The sequence below is a fragment of the Kitasatospora sp. NPDC096204 genome (assembly GCF_044763205.1).
In the GTDB taxonomy this organism is placed as follows: Bacteria; Actinomycetota; Actinomycetes; order Streptomycetales; family Streptomycetaceae; genus Kitasatospora.
Map to the genome: position 1 here is coordinate 164,201 of NZ_JBIWFT010000016.1, position 23,610 is coordinate 187,810.

The window sequence follows — 23,610 nt, forward strand, 5'->3', positions numbered from 1 at the left end:
CGCGTGCTGACCGGAAGAACCCCGCTGCCGAGGGGTTGACGGCCGGTCGCGCCGGAGAACGCTGTCCGCGCCAGGACAACGTGCCAAGTGCCTGCACACCCATCCACCCACAGGGAGCACACACATGGCCATGTCCGAGGACGCCGCCACGGCGGCCGAGGCCCCGCAGACGCCGGGCACGCCGAGAAGAGGACGGGTCCGCCTCAAGCGCACCGCCCTGATGGCCGTTCCGGCCATCGCGGCCGGTGGCGTCCTGATGGCGCTCACCGCCCAGGGCGTGCTCGCCGCCCAGTTCTCCATCTCCGGCATGCCGTTCACCATCACCGCCGACAAGCTGGAGGGCGAGGGCTTCGCCCAGTTCGGCGCGCTGGACTCGATGATCCCCGACAGCCCCAACGCCGGCTCCACCGGCGGCCAGGTGCTGGTCGCGGTCTCGGCGATCAAGAAGGCCGAGATCACCAACCTCTGCCAGAGCGTCGACCTCGGCGGCGTCAACCTGGTGATCCACGCGGGCGACGGCGGCACCCCCGTCTCCGCCAGCAACCTCACCACCGACTCCGACCTGCTCTCCGGCGACGCGGAGTTCACCAACATCGAGATCGGCGGCGACGCCAGCACCTACACCAAGGCCGGTCCGATCGGCAAGGGCGGCCCCGGCGTGTTCGGCCAGCAGGCCGACACCGTCAAGCTGACCCACCTGAACCAGCACAACTACGCGAGCACCGCCGTCGGGTTCAAGCTGCCCAACCTGCGGCTGAGCTTCAGCTCCACGGGCTGCTGACCATGACGGAGTCCGTACCGGAGCCGGCCGGCACCGGCGAGGGCACCGCGGCACGGGCCGAGGGGGTGGCCGCCGAGGGGACGGCGGCCACGCCCGCCCAGGCCGTGGCGGCCCCCGTCGCCGAGCCCGCCGCACACCCGGTCAGGAACGACTGGCGCGGGCGGCGACCGTTCTGGGGCGGGCTGCTGGTGACGCTCGGCGGCGCCGAGATCCTGTTCACCCTGAAGGCCCCGCTGCCCGTCCTCCTGCATATCGGGATGGAGGGGCTGGCCGGGTACCTGGTGCCCGCGGTGATGGTGCTGTGCGGCCTGCTGATCCTGTTCAACCCGGCGCAGCGGCTGTTCTACTCCATCCTCGCCGTACTGGCCTCGCTGGCCACCTGGGTCACGTCCAACCTGGGCGGCTTCGTGGTCGGGATGATGCTCGGGGTGGTCGGCGCCTGTCTCACCTTCGGATGGTTGCCCGAGCAGCCGCTGCGCCAGGGCCGGCAGCGGCGGCTGGAGCGCCGGGAGGCGCGCCGGGCGGCGGTCTGACGGCGGTGCCCCGGGTCCTGGTGGTGGGAGAGCACCAGGGCGTGGGGCACCTCGCCGTCGGCGCGCCCGCCCGCGGGTGCCGCGGTCCGGGGTGGCGGAAAACCATCCCGGACCGCACGCACCGACGCAATGGGTCGAAGGTCCCGGGTCTCTCCGGGGCGATCGGCCCTTCTCGCGTTCGGCGGCCGGGCAGTTGACTGGACAGGACATGGACAACAGCAGCAGCATGAGCACTGGCACCGCCGCCACCGCCGCCACCGCCGAGTACGACCGCCTGATCGCCCGCCATCACGCGATGCGCCTGCGACGCCAACTCCTCGCCCCGTCCTCCTCGGGCGGCGGCGACTTCGGGTACGGCGCCTACGGCGAGGACGGCGGCTACGACGGCGCCGCCGACCAGCACCTGATCCGGCGCGACCTCGACCTGATCTCCCCGCTCTCGGACCTGATCGACCACCTCTACGCGGTGATGTTCAGCCACCGCCCCTACCTGCGACCGATCTTCCCCGCTTCGATGGAGTTCCAGCAGCTCCACCTGGAACGGATCTTCCACCATCTGATCGACAACCTCGACCGCCCGGTGGAACTGGAGCAGACGCTGCGCCAACTCGGCCGCGACCACCGGAAGCTGGGCGTCCGGCCGGTGCACTACGAGGCCTTCGAGGAGGCCCTGTGCGCGGCCGTCCGGCACCGGGCCGGCGGGCGCTGGACCGAGGACCTGGAGGGCGCCTGGGTGCGGATGCTGCGCTTCGCCGTCGGCGCGATGGTGGCCGGCGCCGACTCCGCGCTCACCGAACCGCCGTACTGGCACGCCGTGGTGACCGGGTACGAGCGCCGCCGCCCCGACCTCGCCGTGCTGCGGGTGCGCACCGGCGAGCCCTACCCGTACCGGGCCGGGCAGTACGGCACCGTCGAGCACCCGGCGCTGCCGCACACCTGGCGGCAGTACTCGATGGGCTGCGCCCCGCGGTCCGACAACGAGCTGGAGTTCCACGTCCGCCGCACCGGCCCCGGCGGGGTCAGCGCCGCCCTGGTCGAGCACACCGCCATCGGCGACCGGCTGCGCCTCGGCCCGCCGCGCGGCAGCCTGCTGCCCGACGGAGACGCCCGCGACCTGCTGCTGGTCGCGGGAGGCACCGGCCTCGCCCCGATGAAGGCGATCGTCGAGCAGCAGACCACCCAGCGGCCGACCGGCCGCCGGGTCCATCTGTTCGTCGGCGCCCGGGACCGCGGCGACCTCTACGACTGGCAGGCGCTGTCCGAACTCGGCCTGCACAAGCCGTGGTTGACCGTCACCCCGGTCACCGTCGGCGAACTCGCCGACGCCGTCGCGGCGGCCGGCGACTGGCGCGAGCACCTGGCCTGCGTCACCGGTCCTGTGGGCATGGTCGGCTCCGTCCGCACCCGGCTGGCGGAAGTCGGGCTGCCGTCGACGCAGGTGCGGTTCGACCAGGCGCTCTTCCGCTGAGGTCCGGTCGGCGCCGGTTCTGGTTCCGGCGCCGGTGTCGGCATCAGGGTCCGGGTCAGTCAGCGGAAGCAGTAGGAGTCGGAGGAGGCGTCGCCGCCCGCCAGATGGGTCTGGTGGACGCGCAGACCCCGGAAGTCGGCGCCGTGCGGGAAGAAGCGCTCGTCCACGCTCAGCCCGCCGGCCTCCGGATCGGCGTCCAGCTTGACCATCCAGGGCTCGATGCCGTCCGGGTAGAACTGGTCGTCCCAGGCGCCGTAGAGCGAGTTGGTGAGGTAGAGCCGCCGGCCGTCCCGGCTGATCTCCACCATCTGCGGCGCCCCGCTCAGCGGACGGCCGGGCTCGGCCGGGTGCGGGGTGCGGGCGGCGATCCCGCCGAGCCGCACCGAGTCCGTCAGCCGGGGGTGGAACGGGTCCGAGACGTCGTACTGGAACAACTCGCCGGTGCCCCAGGCGGACACGTACAGCCAGCGGTCGTCCACCGACAGGTTGATGTCGGTGACCAGCGGCGGCACCGCGCCGAACGGCTGCAGCGCGGGCGGCAGGTCCTCGGCCTTGGCCGGCTGGGCGGGGATCTCGATCACCTTGCGCGCGGTGAACGCCGGCCCCTCCCGGTACCAGAGCCAGACCGAGGAGGACAGGTCCTCGACGTTGGTGACCACCCCGACGAACCCCCACTCCGCCTGCGGGTCGTGCGCCGGGCGCAGCTCCAGCACCATCTGGTACTGGTCGCCGAGGTCCACCCGCTGGAGGTGGCGGCCGGAGTCCAGCTCCCAGAAGTGCAGCGCGTGGCCGTACTTGCGCCCGAGCAGGAGGTCCGGCACCACCCCGTCCTCGACCATCCGCGGGCTGCCCCACTCGCTGGTGATGCCCACGTTGGTGCCCAGGTGCCACCAGACGTCGTACGCGAAGTGCTGCGGCCCGCGCTCGGTCTCCCAGGCGCGCAGCACGTCGAAGGTCGTGTGGTCGAGCAGCGCCACCCCGCCCGGGCCGTCGTCGCCCTCGCCGCTGCCGAGGCAGGAGAGGAAGACGCCGTCAGGGCCGCAGTGCAGGGTGTGCGGACGCGAGTAACCGGCCTTGGCGGCGAGCTCCTCGGCCTCGATCGTCTTCACCAGCCGCGGACGGACCGGGTCGGGCCGGGTGTCCATCACGTGCAGCCGGGAGGAGCGCAGCCCCGGCAGCAGCAGGTAGCGCCGCTCCGGGTTCTCGTGGCAGGCGTGGGCGAGGGCGCTGGAGCAGGCGTTCCAGCCGAAGTGGTGCAACTCATCACCGAGCGTGGGCAGTTCGGCGAAGTTCAGGACCTTCCCGTAGCTCGCCGAGTCCGGATCGGTGTCGACGCTCAGCAGCGCGTCCGGCTGCCGCCCCGACCGGTCGAACCCGGCCACGTACGCCAGCTTCTCCGGCGGAGCGGCGATCGCCTCGGCGGCCGAACGGTAGAGCGACGGATCGGTATGCCCGTGCTGCATGCAAACTCCCCAACTCGCCGTGTCTGTCCGGGAAGCGTTCCACAGAGACACCGGCGCACAGCAGGCGCACGAGGGGCGGACGGGGGCGGTCCGGAGGCGGGCCGGGTGAGGGCACGGAGGCGGGCCGGGTGACGGTACGGAGGCGGTCGGGGAGTGCGGGCGGCTACCCTCGGCCGGGTGCACAACAGTATTCGCGGGGGGAATTTCCACGGCCCGGTCGTCCAGGCCGACACGGCGCACGTGACGGTGACGGCCCGGCCGCCGACGATCGTGGGGCTCCCGCCGCTCACCTCCGCCTTCACCGGCCGTGACCGGGACCTGGCGGACCTCCAGGCCCTCTTGGCCGCCGACGGCCCGTCGACGGTGACGGTCACCGGCCTCGGCGGCATCGGCAAGACGACGCTGGCGATCGCCGTCGGCCACGCGCTGCTCGACGCCGGCCACGTCCACGCCGCCTTCTTCGTGGACCTCCGCGGCTACGACGAGACCCCGGTCGGGGCCGGGCAGGCGCTCGACACCCTGCTCCGAGCCCTCGGCGTCCCCGCCGACCACATCCCCCCGGACCCGGAGACCCGCGCCGCCCTCTACCGCGACCGGCTGGAACGGCACGGCGGTGGCGTCCTCGTCATCGCCGACAACGCCTCCGCCGCCGACCAGATTCGCCTCCTCCAGCCCTCGTCCACCCGCCACCGCCTCCTGGTCACCTCCCGGGAGACCCTCCCCAGCCTCGGCGCCCGCCTCCACCGCCTCGGCGTCCTGGACCCCGGGGCGGCCACGGCCCTTCTCGACACCGCCGTCCGCGCCGCCCGGGCGGACGACGACCGCGTCGCGGCCGACCCGGCAGCCGCCCGACGGATCGCGAAGCTGTGCAGCCGCGTCCCGCTCGCCCTGCGCCTCGCCGCCGCCCAGCTCGTCCTGGACCCACACCTGAACGCGGACGAACTCGCCGCGGACCTCGCCGATCACGCCGCCCGGCTCGACCTCCTGGACGACGGTGAGGTCGGCATCCGGATCGTGCTCGACCGCTCGTACCGGAGGCTCACCGAACCGCAGGCGGAGCTCTTCCGGCTCCTGGCCCTCAACCCAGGACCCGACGTCTCGACCGAGGCCGCCGCCGTGCTGGCCGACGTGAAGGTCCGCGAGGCCCGGTCCAAGCTCGCGCAGCTCGCGGGTAGCGCCCTGGTCGAGCAGACGGCGGGCGGCGGCCGCTGGTACCTGCACGACCTGGTCCGCGACTACGCCCTGGAACAGGCCGGTCGGGGCCCGGAGGCCGCCGGGACGGCCCTGCGGCGCCTGCTGGTGCACTACGCGGAGACGGCCGTGGCCGCCGACGAGGAGATCGAGGCGCTTCCCGCGAGCCCGGGTCCGGGTCGGTTCCGTGACCGGGGCGAGGCCCTGGCCTGGCTGGAGTGCGAGCGGGCCGCCCTGGTCGTGACCGTGCCTTTGGCGGTGGCGGTCGGCCTGCCCGACGTGGCCATGAGACTGTCCTCGTCGCTGGTCGGTTATCTGGTCCAGTGGTCCCGGAGCGATGACGCCGTCTCGGTGGCGACGGCCGCGCTGTCCGCCGCCCTCGACCTCGGGATCAGGGCCGAGGAGGCGACGGCGTGGCACAACCTCGGCTTCGCGCGGGGCAAGGCCCGCCGGTTCGAGGAGGCGATGGAGGCGCTGCTGACCGCCGGCGAGATCTTCCAGGAGATCGCCGACCGACAGGGGGAGGCATCGGCCCACGCCAATATCGCCGACGTCCTGGCGAGCCTGCACCAGCGGCAGCCGGCCATCGACGCGATGCAGTACGCCCTGAGCCTGGTGCACGGCAGGGACGACCGACGGTGGGAAGCCCGGCTGTCGTTCAACCTCGGGGTTCTCCTGGCCGACGCGGGACAGGCGGACAAGGCCTACGAGACCTTCCGGCGGACGGCGACGGCCTTCCGGGACCTCGGTGACCGGAGCGGCGAGGGGATGTCCTGGAACTGTGTCGCCCAGATCCTCAGCCGCCGGGGTCGTTACGACGAGGCGATCGAGGCCCAGCAGCGGGCGCGGGCCATCTGTCAGGAGGCCGGCGACCGGCACAACGAGGCACTGGTGCTGGGCGATCTCGGCGTCACCCTCGTCGGGGCGGGCCGGATAGGGGAGGCGGTCGAGGTCCACGAGCAGGCCGGCCGCCTGCTGCGGGAGACCGGCGACCGCCAGGGGGAGAGCCTGAGTCTGCGCAACCTCGGCATCGCCCTGCGGCGCGACGGGAGGGCGGCCGAAGCCCTCGTGGCGCACCGGCGCTCCCTGGCCATCTGTCAGGAACTCGGCGACCGCGTTGCCGAGGGCAGCACCTGGGTCGCCCTCCAAGCCGTGTTCGAGGACCTCGGGCGGCCCGAGGACGCCGAGGAGGCCCGTCGGCAGGCGGACCGTGCCATCGACGACGCCTACGAAGCACTCTCCGAAAGCATTGCGATCATCACATCGCGGCAGGTCGGCGATGCCGCGGACGGGGACGGCTGAGCCAGTACAGTCACCCTCATGGAGTTCCGTGAAGACATCCTGGGTGCCCCCTACGAGGCGGCCGAGCTGACGCTGCGGCCCGACGACGAAGGGGCCGTGTGCGCGACGCTCGTCCGTCGGCCGGTACCCGGGTCGGAACGGGCCGTGCTGTACATCCACGGCTACAACGACTACTTCTTCCAGACCAACCTCGCGGACCACTACACCGCGCTCGGGTTCTCCTTCTACGCCCTCGACCTGCGCAAGTACGGCCGCTCCCTGCGCCCGCACCAGTCGCCGAACTTCGTCCGCGACCTCGCCGAGTACGACGAGGAGATCGACGAGGCCGTCCGGATCATCCGCGAGGTGGACGGACACCGGCAGCTGCTGCTGAACGGGCACTCCACCGGCGGGCTGATCGGGGCGCTGTGGGCCGGGCGCCGGGCCGGACGCGGAGTGGTGGACGGGCTGTTCCTCAACTCGCCGTTCCTGTCGATGCCCGCCGGGCCCGCGGTCCGCACGCTCGGCGGGCCCGCCGTCACGGCGCTCGGGCGGCTGGCGCCGACCCGCGTCCTGCCCTCCGCCCTCAACCCCCACTACACCCACAGCCTGCACAAGGACCACCAGGGCGAGTGGGACTTCGACCTCACGCTCAAGCGTCCCCAGAGCTTCCCGCTGTACGCGGGGTGGCTGTCGGCGATCCACCAGGGCCACCGGCGACTGCACCGCGGGCTGGGCATCGACGTGCCGGTGCTGCTGATGGCCTCGACCCGCTCCATCTCCACCACCAAGTGGCACAACGCGCTGCACCACGCCGACGCCGTGCTGCGCGCCGACGACATCGCCGCGCAGGGGCCGCGGCTGGGCCGGCACGTCACCATCGTCCGGATCAAGGGCGGCATGCACGACCTGGTCCTCTCCGGCGAGGCGGCCCGCACCGAGGTGTTCGCCGAGCTGGACCACTGGCTCGCCGCCTACCTCGACGTCAAGCCCGTCGAGGAGCACGCGTGACCTCCGAGCACGGCCCGCAGGACTCGCAGGACTCGCACGACTCGTACGGCCCGCAGGACCCGCACGATTCGGACGACGGGGCGGGCGGGCACGACCCGCACGACTCGCACGACCTGGACGACTCGCACGACTCGCACGACTCGCACGACTCGCACGACGAGCCCGTGCCGGTCGGGCGGCACACCGACCTGGGCTTCGCCAAGCTCATGCCCGACCTCGACCGGGACGGCGGCTGGCTGCTCACCCTGGACGGCACCCCGCAGTCGTACGTCGACCTCGCCGACCCGACCCACCTGGAGTTCGAGTACACCCGGCGCCTCGGCCACCTCGCCGACGCCCTCGCCCCCGCCGGCCGGCCGTTGGACGCGCTGCACCTCGGCGGCGGCGCCCTCACCCTGCCCCGCTACCTGGCCGCCACCCGGCCCGGCTCGCGGCAGCGGGTGGTCGAGGTGGACGGGCCGCTGCTGGAACTGGTCGCCGAACAGCTGCCCTGGCAGGGCCCCGGCGCGGACATCACAGCGACCGTCGGCGACGCCCGGGCGGCCCTCGCCGAGACGCCGTCCGGCTCGCAGGACCTGGTGATCGCCGACGTCTTCCACGGCTCGCGCACCCCCGCCCACCTCACCTCGGTGGAGTTCCTGCGGCTGGCGGCGGCCGCGCTGCGCCCCGGCGGCTGCTACGCGGCGAACCTGGCGGACGGCCCGCCGCTGGCCTTCGCCAAGGCACAGGCGGCGACGGTGCGGGCGGTGTTCCCGTACGTCTGCCTGGTGGCGGAGGCGCCGGTGCTGCGCGGCCGCCGGTACGGCAACATCCTGCTGGCCGGCTCGACGGCCCCGCTGCCGGTGGCCGAGCTGACCCGGCTGCTCGCGGGCGACATCTTCCCGGCCCGCCTCACCGAAGGGGACGACCTGGCGGCCCTGGTCGGCCGCACCGCCCCGGTCACCGACGCCGAGGCCACCGACTCCCCGCCCCCACCGGACGGCGCCTTCAGCATCGGCTGACCCCGCGCCCCCGCGCCCCCGCGCCCCGACGGCCCGGGGCGGTCGGATGGAGTAGGTCACGAATCCGCCGTGTTCGCCCGTCGGGACGAATCCCGCCTTGAGCAGGACCCGGCCGGAGGCGGGATTGTCGGCGCGGTGCCTGGCGCGGACCTTCGGCACGTGGAGGTGGCCGAAGGCCAGGGCGAGGATCCTGCGGACTCCTTCGGCCGCGTAGCCCCGGCCCCAGGCGCCCGCGCGCAGGATGCAGCCGATGGCTGTGCCCGGCCGGTCAGGGTGGACCTTGACCACGCCGAGCAGGTCTCCGCCCGCAGCCTCGCCGCCCACCACTGGGGCAGCCGTATCTGACCGCCCCCAGCATGCCGGCCTTGGCCGCCCATCGAACTGGGCGGCCAGGGCCGTTGTCCCTTGGCCGTTACTCTCACTCAATCGGCGTGCGGTTTAGCGAGGTTGACGGAAAGCCCAAGGAGCCGACGTGCACAAGGCACTCTTGACGTTGATCAGTCGTGGGGCTGAAGCTCATGCGCACTGATGCAACCCCCTCGACAACGGGAGTGGACATGGCCCTGAGGTTCGTCGGGATCATCCCGAACACGCCGGACACGGAGTCTCCGACGATCTGGCTGGACGAGGAAACGGGAGACCTGCTGATCCAGTCGTACAAGGCCACCGAAGCTGAGGTGAAGGAGTGTCAGGAGGTCGGGTCGATCCCTGGTCACTCCACCGCTGTGCCGGACCATGAGACGATCATCAGGCTGCCGAAGATCATGCTTCAGTTCATCCCCAAGCCTGACAGCGAGTAGGAACCATGAAGCACCCGGTACTTGAGGGGCTGGCCAGGGCCAAGACCTCCGCCGTGCACCTTGAGATGCGCGATGCCTACCAGCCCAGCGATCCTGAGTTCATCGCGTGGCAACAAGGCAAGCGGTTGGACCCGTCCGACAGGACCTCCTGGTGGCGTCCGTTTCTCGACGTGGTGGCGGAGACGACGGCACGTGGTGTCACGATGCGGCGTGCCCGGATCATCTCCGAGCCGGTCACGGAGTACATCCGGTATGAGTACGACGTGACGTTTCCGAACGTCGCCGCAGGCGAACTGGTTCGATGGCTGCCGCGACGCAAGGCAGCTGACCTCGCGTTGCCCGGTACAGACCTGTGGCTGTTCGACGGAACCTCGGTCCTTTTCACCTACTTCTCCGGCGTTGGGGAAGTGGTGGACCGAGAATGGCGCACTGAGCCAGCGGTAGTGGAGCTGGTGAGGTCCGCCTTCGAAGCGGTCTGGGAGCGCGCCACCCCGCACGAGGAGTACCGGCTCCGCTGACTGCAACCATGGCTGTCTCACCTTCATCAAGTGCCCAGCACGCCCGGCAAGCGCTTGCGACTCGACTCGCGGAGCTTTGCCGGGATGCCGGGCTGACCGGGCTCAGTATCGCCCGCCTGTGCGGCTGGCACCCGTCGAAGTCGTCTCGCATCATGAATGCCCGGACGCCCCCTTCCGCCGATGACATCCGGGCGTGGTGTCGCGCGTGCGGAGCAGAGGATCAGTCCGCCGACCTCATCGCATCGCTGCGGACCGTAGAGGACATGTGGGTCAGCTGGCGGCGCATGGAGCGGTCCGGACTCAAACAGGCTCAGGAAGCCCGGTTGCCGCTGTACGAGCGAACCCAACGGTTCCGTGCTTATTCATCATGGCTGGTACCGGGACTGATTCAGACTCGTGGATACACCGAAGCGGTTCTACGGTCAGTGCAGCGCCGAAGAGTTGAGGTCGACGACCTTGCCGAAGCTGTGACGGCGCGGATGGAACGCCAGGCCGTGCTGGGCGAGGGCGGCCGGCGGTTCGCCTTCCTCGTCGAGGAATCGGTCCTACGCAACGGCCTCGGGGGTGTTGACGTCCTGATAGGGCAGCTTGGCCACCTACTCGCGGTCGGCTCGCTTCCGAGCGTCAGCCTGGGTATCGTCCCCGACCGGCCGGACCGTTCGCGGATGCCTGTCGAGGGGTTTTGGATCTTCGATTCAGCGCAAGTCAACGTCGAGCTTGTATCGGGCTACCTCACGATCACGCAACCAAGTGAGGTCAGCGCCTACGCCGACACCTTCTCCGAACTTGCCGAGGCGGCTGTTTACGGTGCTGGTGCCCGTGCGCTGATCGCGAAGGCGATCCACTCCCTCGAGTGAATCCATGCAATGTGATGCAACGTTCTGGAATCCAACAAGCCTGACTTTCTAGCGTGTTGCTCATCGGCTCTGACCAGTCTGAGGGAGCGGCCGCATGTCGGTGATCACCAAGACGCACAAGCCCGACCGAGCCCCGCACAGGCGGACCCCCACCGCTGACCCGTTGGCCGACCGCGCCACCGCGGATTCCGTCCCGGACCGGGTCGGCATCCTGCGGGAGTGGTCGCCCGTGCGGCCGTCCGGGTCCCGACTGGTCCTCACACCGGAGGAGCTCGGAGTGGTGCCCCTGCCGCCCGAGGACCGAGCCCGCCGGGCGAGGCTGCTGGCCCGGGTGCGCGAGGAGAACCACCCCTGGCGCTGAGACTCGCGTCGACCTTGACCACCGCAGCGGCCCCGGAGACGGGTGTCCACGGCCGCGCGCGGGTCCGGGCCCTGCCCTGACCGAACCCCCGCGCAGGGACGGGCAGGGCACTTATCCAGACCCCCGTCCTTCTGGGCGGGTCATGCAAGGCAGTGCGCCACCGAGAAGAGAGGAACGAGCCATGACCGTTGCGCTGGAAGCGACTGCGGACACGAAGTTCCGTGACCCCCGCGCGCTCCTCAACGCGGTTCGGCCGTACGTCAAAGAGCTGACGTACAACGTGTTCGAGGGTCCCGGTAACACCGGCGACCTGTACGGCCGGGAGATCGCGCTCCTGCTCCGCGACAACACCATGGTCCGCAACATGGCGGAGCGGATCCTGGACAACGCCATCGCGTACACGATCACCGCCATGGAGCACCCGGAGGTGCACCTGGGCGTCGGCAAGATCGTGGACATCGGAGTGCACCAGCTCCTGTTGGACACGCCGGTGTACTTCGCCATCTGCGAGGCGTACAACGCCGGTCAGTACAAGCACCACGCCCCGCTGATCCAGCGGCGCGGCGACGGCATCGTGACCCGTACCGCCGAGTTCCTGCGCGGCAACGGGTTCGACGCCGACGAGGAGCTGTGGGCGATCGACGGGGCGAACTGCTCCCCGTGCGACGACAAGGTGCCCGACAGCCACTGATCGGACGCTAGGGTGCCTCCGCCCCCTGGGGCAGAGGCACCCACCTGCCAACTCTTCTTCAAGGGAAGTCCGTTGCCTGCACAGCACAACATCGATTCCGAGCGCGAGCTCTGGGATGCGTACGCTTCCGGTATCAAGGGCGACGTATTCGACGCCGGGCCCGCTTTCCGCTGGACCCAGTACGCCGACCACGGGCCCGGCCCGGAGCTGCTCGGGTCACCGACCAGCGCGCTGGAGATCGGGTGCGGCACCGGCCGCGCGCTGGCCACGCTGGCCGAACAGGGCGTGAGGGTCACGGGCGTAGATCTCTCGCCTGTCATGGTCGAGAAGGTCGCCGAGCGATGGGGACCGTCCGGCGTCCAGATCCACTGTGCCGAAGTCCTGGACTTCCTGAGCGGCACTGACGAGACATGGGACGCGGTCTACTCGGTGTTCGGAGCGGTCTGGTTCACGGACCCGCTGAAGCTGTTCCCCCTTATCGCCTCCCGTCTGAATCCCGGAGGCATCCTGGCCTTCTCGCAGCCCCCCGCCATCCCCGGTGCCTACGGCCCACAGGGCATGTACAAGGGGGGCTTTGCTGGAAGAGCGCTGTATACGTACCGCTACTCCTACACGCCTCGTAGGTGGGTCGGCCTGCTTCGGCAGAGCGGATTCGAGTCGGCGGACGCGGCAGTTCTCGACGCGCCGACCGAGGGGCACATCGGAACTCTGATCGTTACGGGCAGGACCCCGAGGGCCTGACAGCCCACTGCGCGGCTGGATGGCCCGACAACCCTATTTCCACCCGAGTCCGACACCCGGACCGCCGCCGCTCCCGGGCACCTCAGAGTTCGGCGAGCGGCGGGCCAGGCCCCCGTCCCACGCTCACTCGGAAGACCGGCGGGGCCGGGGGCCGCCAACCCTCCCGGAGAGACCGCATGTGGGCCACCACCGAACAAGACCGTCAAACCGTGATCAGAACCCTCGTGATCGCAGCCTTCCCGGCCATTGCTGTGATCCGAACTGGTTGCGTGACCTGATACTCAAGGCCGGTCACCGGGTCAGGCCTCTGGAAGAGGCAACGGCCATGCGCCCAACTGCCGCCATGCCGTGGAAGCCCACCCCGTTCCCGAAGTGGGCACTGCTTCCCTGACTTCCGGTGGGCGGTGGCGCGGGCGTTGCCCCTTGCACCTCAGCCCGCTTCCGCAGGTCGAAGGCAAGGGGCAAGAGTCATACGTTCTTCTGGCAGGAGGAAGCGGATGCCTTCATCGCCCCCTGCTCCGGCTGCCCGCCCTGCCGCACATCGCCTGGTCCGAGCCGCGGCCCGAGCCGGACGGCGGTGTGTTCTGGAAGACCCCGCAGATCGTCGACTGGGTGCGGGGCCGCCCGTTCGCCTGGGTCGACGACCTGATCACCGACGCCGACCGGGCCTGGGTCGAAGCCCACCACCAAGGACCGGCCCTCCTCCACCACGTCGACCCGAAGGCCGGCCTGACAGCGGACGACTTCGCCCACCCGGCCGCCTGGGCCCGCCAACTCGGCTGACACCAGCGGCGTCATCTCCTCCGAGTCGTTCGACCCCGAGTTCGGTGGGGCCGGCGCCTCGCCCGCACCGGTGTGCTGCCCCGACCCCATTGCCCGCGGCACTTGTGCACTCTTCCACCACATTGGTTTCCGCGCTGGCGCCCGACCTTGGCTGCCGGCCATCGCTGGACCCCCCCTCGCGAGCGCGGGGCCGACGCCGAGGCCACGGACTCCCCGCCCCCGCCGGACGGTGCCTTCAGCATCGGCTGACCCCACGCCCCGACGGCCTGGCCCCGGAAATCCACTGGGCCTCCGCCCGTCCCCGCCGGTAGCGTGCGGGGACGATCCCGGAGGTGAGACGGTGCGGCCGCTGCTGCTGATGGACGTCGACGGGCCGCTGAACCCGTACGCGGCGAAGCCGCACCGGCGGCCCGAGGGCTACCGGACCCACCGGCTGATGACGCCGAGCTGGGAGGCCGCCGAGCGCCGCCGGCTCGCCGCGTGGGGCCTGCCCCACAAGGCGCCGAAGCCCCTGCGGGTCTGGCTCAACCCGGCCCACGGCCCGGCCCTCGCGACGCTGCCGTACGACCTGGTGTGGGCGACTACGTGGCAGGATGAAGCGGATGCTTTCATCGCCCCCCTGCTGGGGCTGCCCGCTCTGCCGCACATCGCCTGGTCGGAGCCGCGGCCCGAGCCGGACGGCGGCGTGTTCTGGAAGACCCCGCAGATCGTCGCCTGGGCGCGGGGCCGCCCGTTCGCCTGGGTCGACGACCTGATCACCGACGCCGACCGGGCCTGGGTCGAAGCCCACCACCCCGGCGCTGCTCTCCTTCACCACGTCCACCCGAAGGCCGGCCTGACGGCGGACGACTTCGCCCACCTGGCCGCCTGGGCCCGCCAACTCGGCTGACGCAGCGGCGTGCCACCGGCGGCGTCATCTCTTCCGAGTCCTTCGACCCCGAGTTCGGCGGAGCTGGCGCCTCGCCCGCACCGGTGTACTGCCCCCGACCCCACCGCTCGCGCCCCGCGAGCGCGAGGCCGAGGCGCCGAGACCGGCCGGGGTGGTGACGGTCTGGGAGCAATCCCCGCGAGCGCGGGGCCGACCCGTCGCCGGCGCGCAGGCCTCCGCGTTGCAGGGAGCAACCCCCGCGAGCGCGGGGCCGACATCTGGCAGAACGCGCACGCCGAACCGGACGCGGAGCAACCCCCGCGAGCGCGGGGCCGACTTCCGGCGGGCGTTCTGGGAGAGGTCGATGATGGAGCAACCCCCGCGAGCGCGGGGCCGACATGGGGCCGAGGGCCGACGACCTGGCCGACACGGAGCAACCCCCGCGAGCGCGGGGCCGACACTTGCTGACCTGCGGCGATTGACGTCAGGGGGCGCCGATTGATTCAGTTCGATCGGATGGAAACCTAGAGGGCAAGTGATGTCGCACCGTTATTCTCGTCGCCCCAATCCGAGTTGCCGGCGTCATGTCCCGTGCTCCCTAAGCGTACTTGCACGTGGGGGTTCGGGATGATGTCGAGGCCTCTGGCAGCGGTAGCTGCCCGAAGTCAGTGGCTGGTTGCGCGCCGTGTGAGACACGTGCGCGAGGAAGGTCAGCGGGGCCGCTCCGGCTTCCAGCATCCTGATCACGGGCCGTACGACCAGGGAGGACTCTCCCGCCCCGGCGGGACCGGCGACCACCAACCGGCGCGATGTGAGCGCTCAGAGCCACGCGACCACGTCCTCGAACCCGAGCTGTCCAGGCAGTCCCGTGTACGAGTCGCTTCCGTGAGGCTGCTCCGGCTCCCACGGAATCGGCATCGCGACCCGTTCCCGTAGACCGCGGACATCGGCCTTGCCACGCCCTGCCCCAGGACCTCGTGGGTCAGCCCGTCCGGGGCGGCTTCCTCGGTGCTGGCGGCGGAGGCCTTCCGACTTGGGGTTGGGGGCGGAGCCGAGATGGAAGGTGTCGGTCATTCTCCTGGACCACGTTCCCGGGGCGGCACCTCGATTCGGTTGGTCACCGGGGCGAGCAGCCGGAGATCGTGCTCGGTGACCAGGGCTGCAAGCACGAGAAGCGTCCGCAGCCTTCCGCCCGGGCGACCCGTAAATCCGGGTGCGGGCCGTCCCCTGTGCTGTCGTAACATCCGGACGGCATGACGCACACCTGTTCACGGGGGAGTACCGCACTTGTTCAAGAGATCGACGCCCACCGTGCCGTCCGGAGCGGGCGTGCGGGTCGCCCGTGCGGCCGTACTGACCGTGGCGGGCGCCCTGGTGCTCAGTTCGTGCTCGCTTGTGGAGCCACTGGTCGGCGGGGCGGAGAAGCCGAGCAGGCCGGTACGGGTCGAGTCCCGGGAGGAGGCGCTGGTCCGAGCGGACCAGGTCCAGAACCATGTGCGCGAGCTGACAGGCCTCGAACGGGATCCGTGGACCAAGCTCACCGCCTACTACCGGTGCTCGGGGCGGGGGACGGGCATCGCCGATGAGGGTGAGGCGTACGAGCTCAGCTCGGCGATCCGCTTGAAGGCCACGGACGGCCAGCGTTCCGAGGTGGTTCGGGCACTGCGGGAGAAACTCGCGGGCGAGGGCTTCACGATCACCTCGAACGGGCCGGATTCGGCCGATCAGTCCACGTGGGAGTTCGAGGCCGTCCACGGGCCCGACCGCTACACCGTTCGGGCGGGCAAGGCGAAGCCCGGTCAGGGCGTGGGCGTCATCGTCACGCTGCCCTGCCAGGCTCCACCGACCACCGCGGCCTCGCCTGCTCCGACGGCCACCCGCTGACGACCGCGCTGGCGAGCACCCACTCGGCGGCGGTGACGGTGCGCCGGGTGGGCGGTGGGCGTGGGCGGTGGGCGGCTGACGGCGGCAGGCTGGTGAGTCCGGAACGAGTGGCCCAACCACGGGCGCCGCGGCCGTCCACCACCCGGCTGAGGTGGCCGTCTACCGCCCGGTCGCGGCCACCTCGTCCGGTCCCCGGGCATGGGCGATCCGGACGCGTGGCCGCAGACCGCTGATGTTCACCGCCACCGGTCCGGCAACTGCCGCCGGGCGACGTGTGGTTCGCGGTTAGCCGAAGCCGCGGGCGTCCTGCTTCAGCGCGGTGTCCACGGTGAGCGCGGCTGCCAGGACCAGGCTGAGCAGTGGGTCGTTGAGCGGGCGGTGGATCTGGAGCACGTAGTTGTCGGCCGTGGTGAACATCGTCTTCGCCAGGCCTTCCCAGGTCTTGGTGATCCGGGCGACCTCGGTGTCCGTCGCGTCGACGATGGAGAAGTTCCAGGCCCGCCAGTTCTCGGCCTTGATGGCGCCGACCTTCCGGCCGTCGACCTCCAGCGCGAAGTCGATCTTTCCGATGACGTTCTGCTGGATGATCCGGCCGACCTCCTGACCGTTCGGACGCTGCACGATCACCCGCGACTTGATGAGCTTCGCCGGGCGGGTCAGCAGCAGCACCGGGGTGCCGTGCGCGTCGCGGATCTCCAGCTTGTGGGTCAGGTACTGGTCGATGGAGGAGAGCAGCCGCAGCACCTTGCGCAGACCGCTCTGGCCGACCTGGACCACCGAGCCCAGCGTGGCGCCCTGCTGGTCGAAGACCGAGTACTCGTTGGTCAGCTCGATCAGCTTGACCTTCTGGTTCACCACCAGGACGGGCTCGGAGAAGAGGGTGCCGCCGCCACCGGAGACGGGGCCGACGCCCGCCTGGTGCCGTACCTGGCGCTGCACCCTGGCGGCGTCGCCGGACGGGGCGGCCGACTGCCCGGGGTAACCGGAGGTGTTCGTGTTCTGGGACATGGCGGGCAGGTTAGGGCCGGCAGCACGCGGACAGCCAGATCATTTTCACCGGTTCCCAGGCTCGTTCGGTTGCGAACTCGACAGGGAGGTCGAGGTGTTGCGCATGACAGTCGACCGGCACTCGGCGGGTGGATGTGGCTGATGTCACATCCGCTCGACCTGATTCGAGTTCCGTGCCGGCGCCTGGCCCGTCGCTCAGGCAGTGTGCAGGGGAGAGGTGACCGGCTGCTCCGGTCCGGCTTCCGGGACGACCGTCAGGGGAGCAGGGGCCTCGGCGTCCCCCTCCGTCCGACGGCTCAGTTTGGCTTTGAGGCTGGTCAGCCCGCTCCTGACGTGTGGAGCGGCCTTCGCCGCGGCGACTCCCAGGACGACGCCCGCGCCGAGGAGTCCCAGGGCCACCTTGGTACCGGGAAACAGCACGGCGTGCGTGGCGAGTTCGTTGTCGTCGTCCCGCGCCAGCGCGCTCTTCCCACCCGGAGTGCTCGACTGCGAGAGGTGCGTATCGGAGGGGCGCTGTACCAGCATCAGTTCCCAGGTCGAGTCGTCCCAGTTGACATCCATGGCGCCACTGTAGGGGTGACCGGGTGCGCCGCGGCCCGGAACGTCGTGGGCGACGACCGCCTGTGGGGCGGTCACGGCGGCGTCACACCGGCGCCACACCGGCGCGGGCATCCGTCGCTGGGCGAAGAAGAGCAAGGCCGAGCTGTGCTTCACCCCGACCTGCGCTTCCTGGTCCAACCCGGTCGAGGCCCACCTCGGCCCGCTGCGGCAGTTCGCCCTGGCCGACTCCCACCACCGCAGCGGCCCTGCGCAAAACCGGGAACCGCACCGCTACCCGCGCCGGCGCAACACCAACGCCCGCCACCCCGGCGTACTCGCCGCCCAACGCCCAACGCAAGGAACGCGCCCGCGCCCCAGCGAAACGGGCACTCGCCGGGGCGGACGCCCTCTCGACACCGCGGCCTGACCAACCGCGAACAGCGGCCCCGAACGCCGACGGGGCAAGTTCAGGAGAAGGACAGCGACAGAAGGATGACTCAGGAGACGAACGGCTCGATCTCCCCCGCGAAGACGATGATCTGGTCGATGAGGCTCCGCCGCAGATGGACGACATCCGTTCCCGCCAGGCGGGGGCCTCCGTCAGGCGTGGTGAAGACCCACTGGTACCGGGCCCATTCGTCGGGCATGTCCACCGCTGAGCAGCGCACCATCGTGCCGATCCCGGCCGGGTGGCGTCGGATGTCCAGCACGAACCGCTCGACCGCCCCGATTCCTTCGGTGCGACCCAACGGCCCCCAGAAGACCACGTCTGAGGTCAGGGCCTGGGAGAGCAGGGCAGTCACATAGCTGTCGTCCGAGGCGTTGAACGCGGAGATGAACGTGTCGATCGCGGAGCGTGCGGTCTCTTCCTGCATCCCCCAGTAATACCAGCCCTTTCGCGTGCGCTCGACCCGCGAGCCGCCTTCCGGTCGCGGTGAACCTTCCCGGTCACAGCACTACTGGAAACGGTTCTTAGGAATGATCCTTCTTGCGGTGGTTGACGATGCTGGCGGGGGCGCCGCTGTAGTTGCAGTCGGCGCACTTCTGCCACGAGCAGTCCGGATCGGCGACAGCGGCATGGCGAACGGAGTGGTGCGAGCCGTAGCCGTGGGCGTGGAGCAGTTGAGCGACGGACCCGTCGTACTTGAGTGCCATGAGCGCTGCTTCGGCGATCTTGTCGTGGCCGGCGGCGAAGAACTTGCCCAGGCCGACGTCCCTCCCGCAGCCACACCAGCACTTGCCGGTCGGGATGAGGCGGGGCTTCTCGTTGCTCGTCATGAATCCAAGGTATCGATCCTTGGGTTGAAGTCAAGACCTCAATCCAAGGGCTGCATACAAGAGTTGAGGTGGCGTCAAGCGACATGTGCACGGCGCGCGGCCGCGGGCAGGAGTGCTGTACGAGGTCTCTCCGGGGGTGCGGCGATCCGTCACCGGCCCAGTTCGGGGTAGTAGCCGCGCTGGTACGGCGACAGATCGGTGACAGCGAGCTCCGCCGCGCCCCGGCAGATCACGCAGACGCGACGCCGGTGGCAGGCCGGGCAGTTGACCCGACCGCGGGCCTCGTCGGGGCGCCAGCCACGGCCTCCGCAGTCGTGGCACCAGCCCAGCCCGTCGCACTCGTAGCACAGTACGTAGCCGGGGGTGACGGTCTCGGGCGTGAGCAGCGGCTCCGGGTGCTGGAACTCCTCCGGCTCGTACAGGGCCATCGCCGGCGTCTGGCCGCTGAACCAGAGGGTGGTCATGTGGTCGACCGCGCGGACCTCGATGCCGCAGCCGTGACGGCGGCCGATGGCGACGGTGCGGACCGTCCCGCCGACCTCCTCCCGCGAGGTCGCGACCGCCCAGCCGGCCGAGCCGAGCAGCGCGGCCGCGCGGGACGCGGCGTCGGCGGCGGTGACGTTCGCTGGGCGCATGCCCGTGAAGCAGCCGACCGAGTACCGGTAGCGGAGCGGATCGTGCCAGTCGAAGACCTCCGGCTCGGCGAGGTGCAGCGGGCTCAGATCGCTTCCGGGGGCCAAGTCGTCGATCAGATCGACGAGTTGTGCCCGCAGTGCGTGGCCCAGCCGGTCCAGCTCCTCCCGCGCGCCCGGTACGGGCCCCATGGCGCCCTCCTTCTCGCCGGACCTGCCGTCGCCGGGATTCTACGCGGGGATCGTGGCACCGGACCCGTGTCGGCGAACGGTTGTGACTGGTGCGGCCCTCAAGCGATCCGGACGTGTTTAGAGATCCCCCGCGAGCGCGGGGCCGACACCATCGCACTCGCTCTAGCGAACCGGGAGCTTGAGCAATCCCCGCGAGCGCGGGGCCGAGGTCGCGCAGTGGGACTCCCAGGTCACCACCGGGGAGCAATCCCCGCGAGCGCGGGGCCGAGCCTGCGAGGGCGCCGGCCAGGACCAGCCAGGGGGAGCGATCCCCGCGAGCGCGGGGCCGAGGGGTGCTCGGCAGATCCAACGAGCGCCGGCCGGGAGGGATCCCCGCGAGCGCGGGGCCGAGGCGGCCGGCGTGCTCCGGGCGCTGGAGTGGTCGGAGCAATCCCCGCGAGCGCGGGGCCGAGAAATTCCTCAAAAAAGGCCTCTGACCTGCGGTTGAGCAATCCCCGCGAGCGCGGGGCCGAGGCTCCGTGACCTGCGCCGATTCTCCTCAGAGGGCGCCGATTGCTTCAGTTCGAATCGGTAGACGGTCCATGGCGGCACTCATGTGGCGTCGTCACCTCTTCTCATGGCCAGGCCATTGTCAGTGCTGCGGCTCCCGAAGGGTACTCGCTCCTGGAAGGCGGGATGAGTGGTACCGCCTGAGGTCACGCGCGGGCTGGGTTGTGAGCGAAGTCGGCTGGGCGGGGCCGGGGTTCTGCCAGTTTTGCCGTTGTCTTACCGCTGATGGTCCGCCCGGGCGCCGTATCGGTCAGGACGGTGCCGAGGGCGGCCATCCGGCAGGTCGGTTGGGAGGATGCACGCTTCGGTGTAGCCGGCCGTCTGTGCGACCGAGTCCGTGAGGAGGAGCTGGGCGCGGTCCGCGTACGACCAGAAGCCGGACAGGTTCTCGTTGCGCAGATGCCCCGCCTTGAACACCAGGCCTCCGTCTCCGAGGTCGGCGCCGACCCGGGGCGGCCCGTCGAGGCGGGCGCACGCAGTGCTGCGCGCGCCCCCACCGCCGGTGCGCCCGCCCCCTGCCGACGGTCGGCGCGTCGGCGGGAGGGGTGGGGTGGACGGGGTGTCAGAATCGGCGGGTTCATGCCCATGGCGGGGATGCGTCGGGAGTGCGGCGCCACGTCCGAAGGAGCGAGCGATGAGTGGCGGCGGGGAGCAGCCGGAGCTGGGGCAGGTACCGGAGACGGCGCTGTGGACGTTGTGGCACCGGGCGGTGGAGGCGCGGCGGCCGGACACCGTGTTGCCGGACCCGGTGGCGGTGGAGCTGGTGGAGCGGATCGACTATCCGTTCGCGGTGCGGTTCGGGGAGAACGCGTTGGTGAGCCAGCTGCAGGCGCTGCGGGCGGCCTGTTTCGACCGTGAGGTGGCCGACTTCCTGATCCGCTGCCCGCGCGGCACCGTGGTCGGGCTCGGGGACGGGCTGGAGACCCAGGGCTGGCGGGTCGACAACGGACGGGCGAACTGGCTGTCGGTGGACCTGCCGGAGATCGCCGAGCTACGGCGCCGGCTGTTGCCGCCGGACGAGCGGCACCGGATCGTCGCCCGCTCGGCCACCGATCCGGGCTGGATGGACGAGGTGGACCCGGCGAACGGGGTGCTGATCAGCGCCGAGGGGCTGCTGATGTACCTGCGGCCGCAGGAGGTGCGCGCCCTGATCGCGGCCTGCGCCGAGCGCTTCCCCGGTGGGGCGATGGTGCTGGACGCGGTGCCGCGCTGGTTCAGTCGGCGGGCCGTCGAGGGCAAGCTGCGGGACCGGTACTACCAGGCGCCGCCGATGCCGTTCGGGATGGACGCGGACGAGCGCGACCGGCTGGCCTCCGCGCACCCGCGGGTCACCGACATCCGCGAGGTCTATCCGGAGGGCGGGCGCCGGCCGCTGAGCGCCCTGCTGCCGCTCGCGCGCTGGATCAAGCAGCGCCCGTCCGTCGTCGCACTGCGTTTTGCCGAATCTTGAAGAAATGCAGGTCAACCTGGAACCATGGTGTGTGGGGCGTACGTCGTAACCACGGGTGATCGGCCGGGGGGACAGGCCGCCCGGCACGTTAGGCTCGCTCCGGGGGAGCGGCCTGGTGCCGCCATCGGAATGAACTGCCGGGACGGGCACGCTGCTCCAGGGGGAGCGCGGCCGGTCCCGTCCTGCCACGGAGGGACTGGCCTTGCACATCGACGCCTGGATCGAGGGGATTCCGCCGACGGCGGTGTACGCCGTGGTCGGTCTGATCATCGGGCTGGAGTCGCTGGGTATCCCCTTGCCCGGCGAGATCGCCCTGGTCACGGCGTCCCTGATGGCGGTCAAGGGTGTGGTGAGCCCGTGGGGCGTCGCGATCTGCGCGATCGCCGGTGCGATCATCGGTGACTCGATCGGCTACTCGATCGGACGCAAGGGCGGAAAGCCGCTCTTCGAGAAGCTGGGACGCAAGTTCCCCAAGCACTTCGGGCCCTCCCACCTGGCCACCGCCGAGCGCTCCTTCCAGAAGTGGGGCATGTGGGCGGTCTTCTTCGGCCGCTTCATCGCCCTGCTGCGCATCTTCGCCGGTCCGCTCGCGGGCGCGCTGAAGATGCCGTACTGGAAGTTCCTGATCGCCAACGTGCTGGGCGGTGTCGTCTGGGCCGGTGGCACGACGCTGCTGGTCTACAAGGTCGGCAAGAGCATCGAGCCCTGGCTGGCCCGGTTCTCCTGGGCGGGCCTGGGGGCGGCCCTGGTGATCGGCCTGCTCTCGGCCTGGATCATGAAGCGCCGCGCCGCCAAGACGCACGCCAAGATCGAGGCGGAGGAGGCGGCCAAGGCCGCCGCCGCGGCGAAGGAGCCGGTCGCCGACTGACCACCCCCTCCGGCCGGTCTCCCGATCGGCCGTCCGGCCGGTCTCCCGATCGGCCGTCCGAACGGTCTCCCGGCCGGTCCTCGGACCGGTCGCGGACCGGTCCTCCGCAGCCACCGTCGTGGTGCCCTCGGGCCCTCGGAGTAGCATCGGCCGGGTACTGCCGATCTTGCACTCCGGAGGGCCCGATGTCTTCGCAGCCGACCTGGGACGCCGTGGACGCCTACTTCTCCGAGCAGCTGGTCGGGTACGACCCGGTGCTGGAGGGCGCCACGGCCGCCGCCGACGAGGCCGGGCTGCCGAAGATCGCGGTGGCCCCCAACCAGGGCAAGCTGCTGCACCTGCTGGCACTGACCCAGGGCGCAAAGCGGATCCTCGAGGTCGGCACGCTCGGCGGCTACAGCGCGATCTGGCTGGCCCGGGCGCTGCCCGAGGACGGCACCCTGCTCACCCTGGAGCTGGACCCCCGGCACGCCGAGGTCGCCCGGCGCAACCTGGCGGCCGCCGGGCTGGCCGGGACCGCCGAGGTGCGGGTGGGCCGGGCCGCGGACTCGCTGGCCGAGCTGGTGGAACAGGGCGTGGAGCCCTTCGACCTGGTCTTCATCGACGCCGACAAGCCGAGCAACCCGGAGTACTTCCGCCGGGCGCTCCAGCTGACCAGGCCCGGCTCGCTGATCATCGTCGACAACGTGGTGCGCGGCGGCGCCGTCGCCGACGCGGCCAGCACCGACCCGGCGGTGGTCGGCACCCGGGCGCTGCACGACCTGATCGCGGCCGAGCCGAGGGTCGACGCGACCTCGGTGCAGACGGTCGGCAGCAAGGGCTACGACGGCTTCACCCTGGCCCGCGTCCGGGGCTGACCAC

24 protein-coding genes, 2 pseudogenes and 1 CRISPR repeat array are annotated in these 23,610 nt (G+C 71.1%); of the genes and pseudogenes, 19 read left to right on the forward strand and 7 right to left on the reverse strand.

What is annotated here, in order from left to right; translation table 11 throughout:
- Positions 1-124: 124 nt before the first annotated feature.
- The 3 genes from ACIQ87_RS19820 (at position 125) to ACIQ87_RS19830 (ending at position 2,782) form a co-directional block, all read left to right on the forward strand.
- Entirely contained in the window at positions 125-781 is a 657-nt protein-coding gene (locus ACIQ87_RS19820) for a DUF6230 family protein (RefSeq protein ID WP_392913207.1), read from the forward strand.
- A 2-nt stretch (positions 782-783) separates the two neighbouring features.
- A complete protein-coding gene (locus ACIQ87_RS19825) occupies positions 784-1,314 on the forward strand; it encodes a DUF6114 domain-containing protein (RefSeq protein WP_402408211.1) in 531 nt (176 codons plus the stop codon).
- Between the two features lie 226 nt (positions 1,315-1,540).
- Positions 1,541-2,782, forward strand: a complete 1,242-nt coding sequence (locus tag ACIQ87_RS19830; RefSeq protein WP_402408213.1) for a globin domain-containing protein — start codon at positions 1,541-1,543, stop codon at positions 2,780-2,782.
- Positions 2,783-2,841: 59 nt separating this feature from the next.
- On the opposite strand, the gene ACIQ87_RS19835 is transcribed toward ACIQ87_RS19830, so the two are convergent.
- A complete protein-coding gene (locus ACIQ87_RS19835; protein WP_402408216.1) occupies positions 2,842-4,245 on the reverse strand; it encodes a selenium-binding protein SBP56-related protein in 1,404 nt (467 codons plus the stop codon).
- A gap of 177 nt (positions 4,246-4,422) precedes the next feature.
- Between ACIQ87_RS19835 and ACIQ87_RS19840 the strand changes: the two genes are divergently transcribed.
- The 3 genes from ACIQ87_RS19840 to ACIQ87_RS19850 all read left to right on the forward strand — a co-directional run bounded on the left by ACIQ87_RS19840 (position 4,423) and on the right by ACIQ87_RS19850 (position 8,729).
- Entirely contained in the window at positions 4,423-6,738 is a 2,316-nt protein-coding gene (locus tag ACIQ87_RS19840; protein ID WP_402408218.1) for an ATP-binding protein, read from the forward strand.
- An 18-nt stretch (positions 6,739-6,756) separates the two neighbouring features.
- Positions 6,757-7,728 (forward strand): alpha/beta hydrolase, encoded by a 972-nt coding sequence (locus tag ACIQ87_RS19845; protein WP_402408220.1) that lies wholly within the window; start codon positions 6,757-6,759, stop codon positions 7,726-7,728.
- Between the two features lie 206 nt (positions 7,729-7,934).
- The gene (locus tag ACIQ87_RS19850; protein WP_402408284.1) at positions 7,935-8,729 is read left to right on the forward strand and encodes a spermidine synthase; all 795 of its coding nucleotides are present in this window, start codon (positions 7,935-7,937) and stop codon (positions 8,727-8,729) included.
- Between the two features lie 96 nt (positions 8,730-8,825).
- Here the strand turns inward: ACIQ87_RS19850 and ACIQ87_RS19855 are convergent.
- Positions 8,826-9,056, reverse strand: a pseudogene (locus ACIQ87_RS19855) (GNAT family N-acetyltransferase); the annotation flags it as partial.
- Between the two features lie 230 nt (positions 9,057-9,286).
- Here ACIQ87_RS19855 and ACIQ87_RS19860 point away from each other — a divergent pair.
- The 9 genes from ACIQ87_RS19860 to ACIQ87_RS19900 all read left to right on the forward strand — a co-directional run bounded on the left by ACIQ87_RS19860 (position 9,287) and on the right by ACIQ87_RS19900 (position 16,232).
- Positions 9,287-9,529 (forward strand): hypothetical protein, encoded by a 243-nt coding sequence (locus ACIQ87_RS19860; RefSeq protein WP_402408222.1) that lies wholly within the window; start codon positions 9,287-9,289, stop codon positions 9,527-9,529.
- Positions 9,530-9,534: 5 nt separating this feature from the next.
- Positions 9,535-10,047, forward strand: a complete 513-nt coding sequence (locus ACIQ87_RS19865; protein WP_402408224.1) for a DUF6879 family protein — start codon at positions 9,535-9,537, stop codon at positions 10,045-10,047.
- Positions 10,048-10,055: 8 nt separating this feature from the next.
- On the forward strand, positions 10,056-10,904 hold the full coding sequence (locus ACIQ87_RS19870) for a helix-turn-helix domain-containing protein (RefSeq protein WP_402408226.1): 849 nt from the start codon (positions 10,056-10,058) through the stop codon (positions 10,902-10,904).
- A gap of 94 nt (positions 10,905-10,998) precedes the next feature.
- Entirely contained in the window at positions 10,999-11,265 is a 267-nt protein-coding gene (locus tag ACIQ87_RS19875) for a hypothetical protein (protein ID WP_402408229.1), read from the forward strand.
- Positions 11,266-11,446: 181 nt separating this feature from the next.
- Positions 11,447-11,956 carry a hypothetical protein gene (locus ACIQ87_RS19880; protein WP_402408231.1) on the forward strand — a complete coding sequence of 170 codons (510 nt, stop codon included), beginning with the start codon at positions 11,447-11,449 and terminating at the stop codon, positions 11,954-11,956.
- Positions 11,957-12,028: 72 nt separating this feature from the next.
- Positions 12,029-12,697 (forward strand): class I SAM-dependent DNA methyltransferase, encoded by a 669-nt coding sequence (locus tag ACIQ87_RS19885; protein ID WP_402408234.1) that lies wholly within the window; start codon positions 12,029-12,031, stop codon positions 12,695-12,697.
- Between the two features lie 579 nt (positions 12,698-13,276).
- The gene (locus ACIQ87_RS19890) at positions 13,277-13,480 is read left to right on the forward strand and encodes a hypothetical protein (RefSeq protein WP_402408236.1); all 204 of its coding nucleotides are present in this window, start codon (positions 13,277-13,279) and stop codon (positions 13,478-13,480) included.
- A 358-nt stretch (positions 13,481-13,838) separates the two neighbouring features.
- Entirely contained in the window at positions 13,839-14,369 is a 531-nt protein-coding gene (locus ACIQ87_RS19895; RefSeq protein ID WP_402408287.1) for a hypothetical protein, read from the forward strand.
- Positions 14,370-14,481: 112 nt separating this feature from the next.
- Positions 14,482-14,807: a CRISPR direct-repeat array (repeat unit 21 nt; unit sequence CCCCGCGAGCGCGGGGCCGAC).
- 828 nt (positions 14,808-15,635) lie between these two features.
- Complete coding sequence (locus tag ACIQ87_RS19900; RefSeq protein ID WP_402408238.1) at positions 15,636-16,232, forward strand: hypothetical protein; 597 nt, start codon at positions 15,636-15,638, stop codon at positions 16,230-16,232.
- Positions 16,233-16,517: 285 nt separating this feature from the next.
- Here ACIQ87_RS19900 and ACIQ87_RS19905 read toward each other — a convergent pair whose 3' ends face one another.
- Both ACIQ87_RS19905 and ACIQ87_RS19910 read right to left on the reverse strand, forming a co-directional pair.
- Positions 16,518-17,240, reverse strand: coding sequence for an LURP-one-related/scramblase family protein (locus tag ACIQ87_RS19905; protein WP_402408240.1), 723 nt, complete (start codon positions 17,238-17,240; stop codon positions 16,518-16,520).
- A 195-nt stretch (positions 17,241-17,435) separates the two neighbouring features.
- Positions 17,436-17,801, reverse strand: coding sequence for a hypothetical protein (locus ACIQ87_RS19910; RefSeq protein ID WP_402408243.1), 366 nt, complete (start codon positions 17,799-17,801; stop codon positions 17,436-17,438).
- A 94-nt stretch (positions 17,802-17,895) separates the two neighbouring features.
- Between ACIQ87_RS19910 and ACIQ87_RS19915 the strand changes: the two are divergent.
- Positions 17,896-18,207: pseudogene (locus ACIQ87_RS19915) on the forward strand (hypothetical protein); the annotation flags it as partial.
- Between the two features lie 70 nt (positions 18,208-18,277).
- Here the strand turns inward: ACIQ87_RS19915 and ACIQ87_RS19920 are convergent.
- From ACIQ87_RS19920 to ACIQ87_RS19930, 3 genes are all read right to left on the reverse strand, one after another.
- The gene (locus ACIQ87_RS19920; RefSeq protein WP_402408245.1) at positions 18,278-18,655 is read right to left on the reverse strand and encodes a nuclear transport factor 2 family protein; all 378 of its coding nucleotides are present in this window, start codon (positions 18,653-18,655) and stop codon (positions 18,278-18,280) included.
- Between the two features lie 97 nt (positions 18,656-18,752).
- Positions 18,753-19,058 carry a hypothetical protein gene (locus tag ACIQ87_RS19925; RefSeq protein WP_402408247.1) on the reverse strand — a complete coding sequence of 102 codons (306 nt, stop codon included), beginning with the start codon at positions 19,056-19,058 and terminating at the stop codon, positions 18,753-18,755.
- A 149-nt stretch (positions 19,059-19,207) separates the two neighbouring features.
- Complete coding sequence (locus ACIQ87_RS19930; protein WP_402408250.1) at positions 19,208-19,882, reverse strand: hypothetical protein; 675 nt, start codon at positions 19,880-19,882, stop codon at positions 19,208-19,210.
- Between the two features lie 1,183 nt (positions 19,883-21,065).
- Here ACIQ87_RS19930 and ACIQ87_RS19935 point away from each other — a divergent pair.
- From ACIQ87_RS19935 to ACIQ87_RS19945, 3 genes are all read left to right on the forward strand, one after another.
- Entirely contained in the window at positions 21,066-21,881 is an 816-nt protein-coding gene (locus tag ACIQ87_RS19935) for a class I SAM-dependent methyltransferase (protein ID WP_402408253.1), read from the forward strand.
- A 202-nt stretch (positions 21,882-22,083) separates the two neighbouring features.
- The gene (locus ACIQ87_RS19940) at positions 22,084-22,749 is read left to right on the forward strand and encodes a DedA family protein (protein WP_117486626.1); all 666 of its coding nucleotides are present in this window, start codon (positions 22,084-22,086) and stop codon (positions 22,747-22,749) included.
- A 185-nt stretch (positions 22,750-22,934) separates the two neighbouring features.
- Positions 22,935-23,606 (forward strand): O-methyltransferase, encoded by a 672-nt coding sequence (locus tag ACIQ87_RS19945; RefSeq protein ID WP_402408257.1) that lies wholly within the window; start codon positions 22,935-22,937, stop codon positions 23,604-23,606.
- The last annotated feature ends 4 nt before the right edge of the window (positions 23,607-23,610 follow it).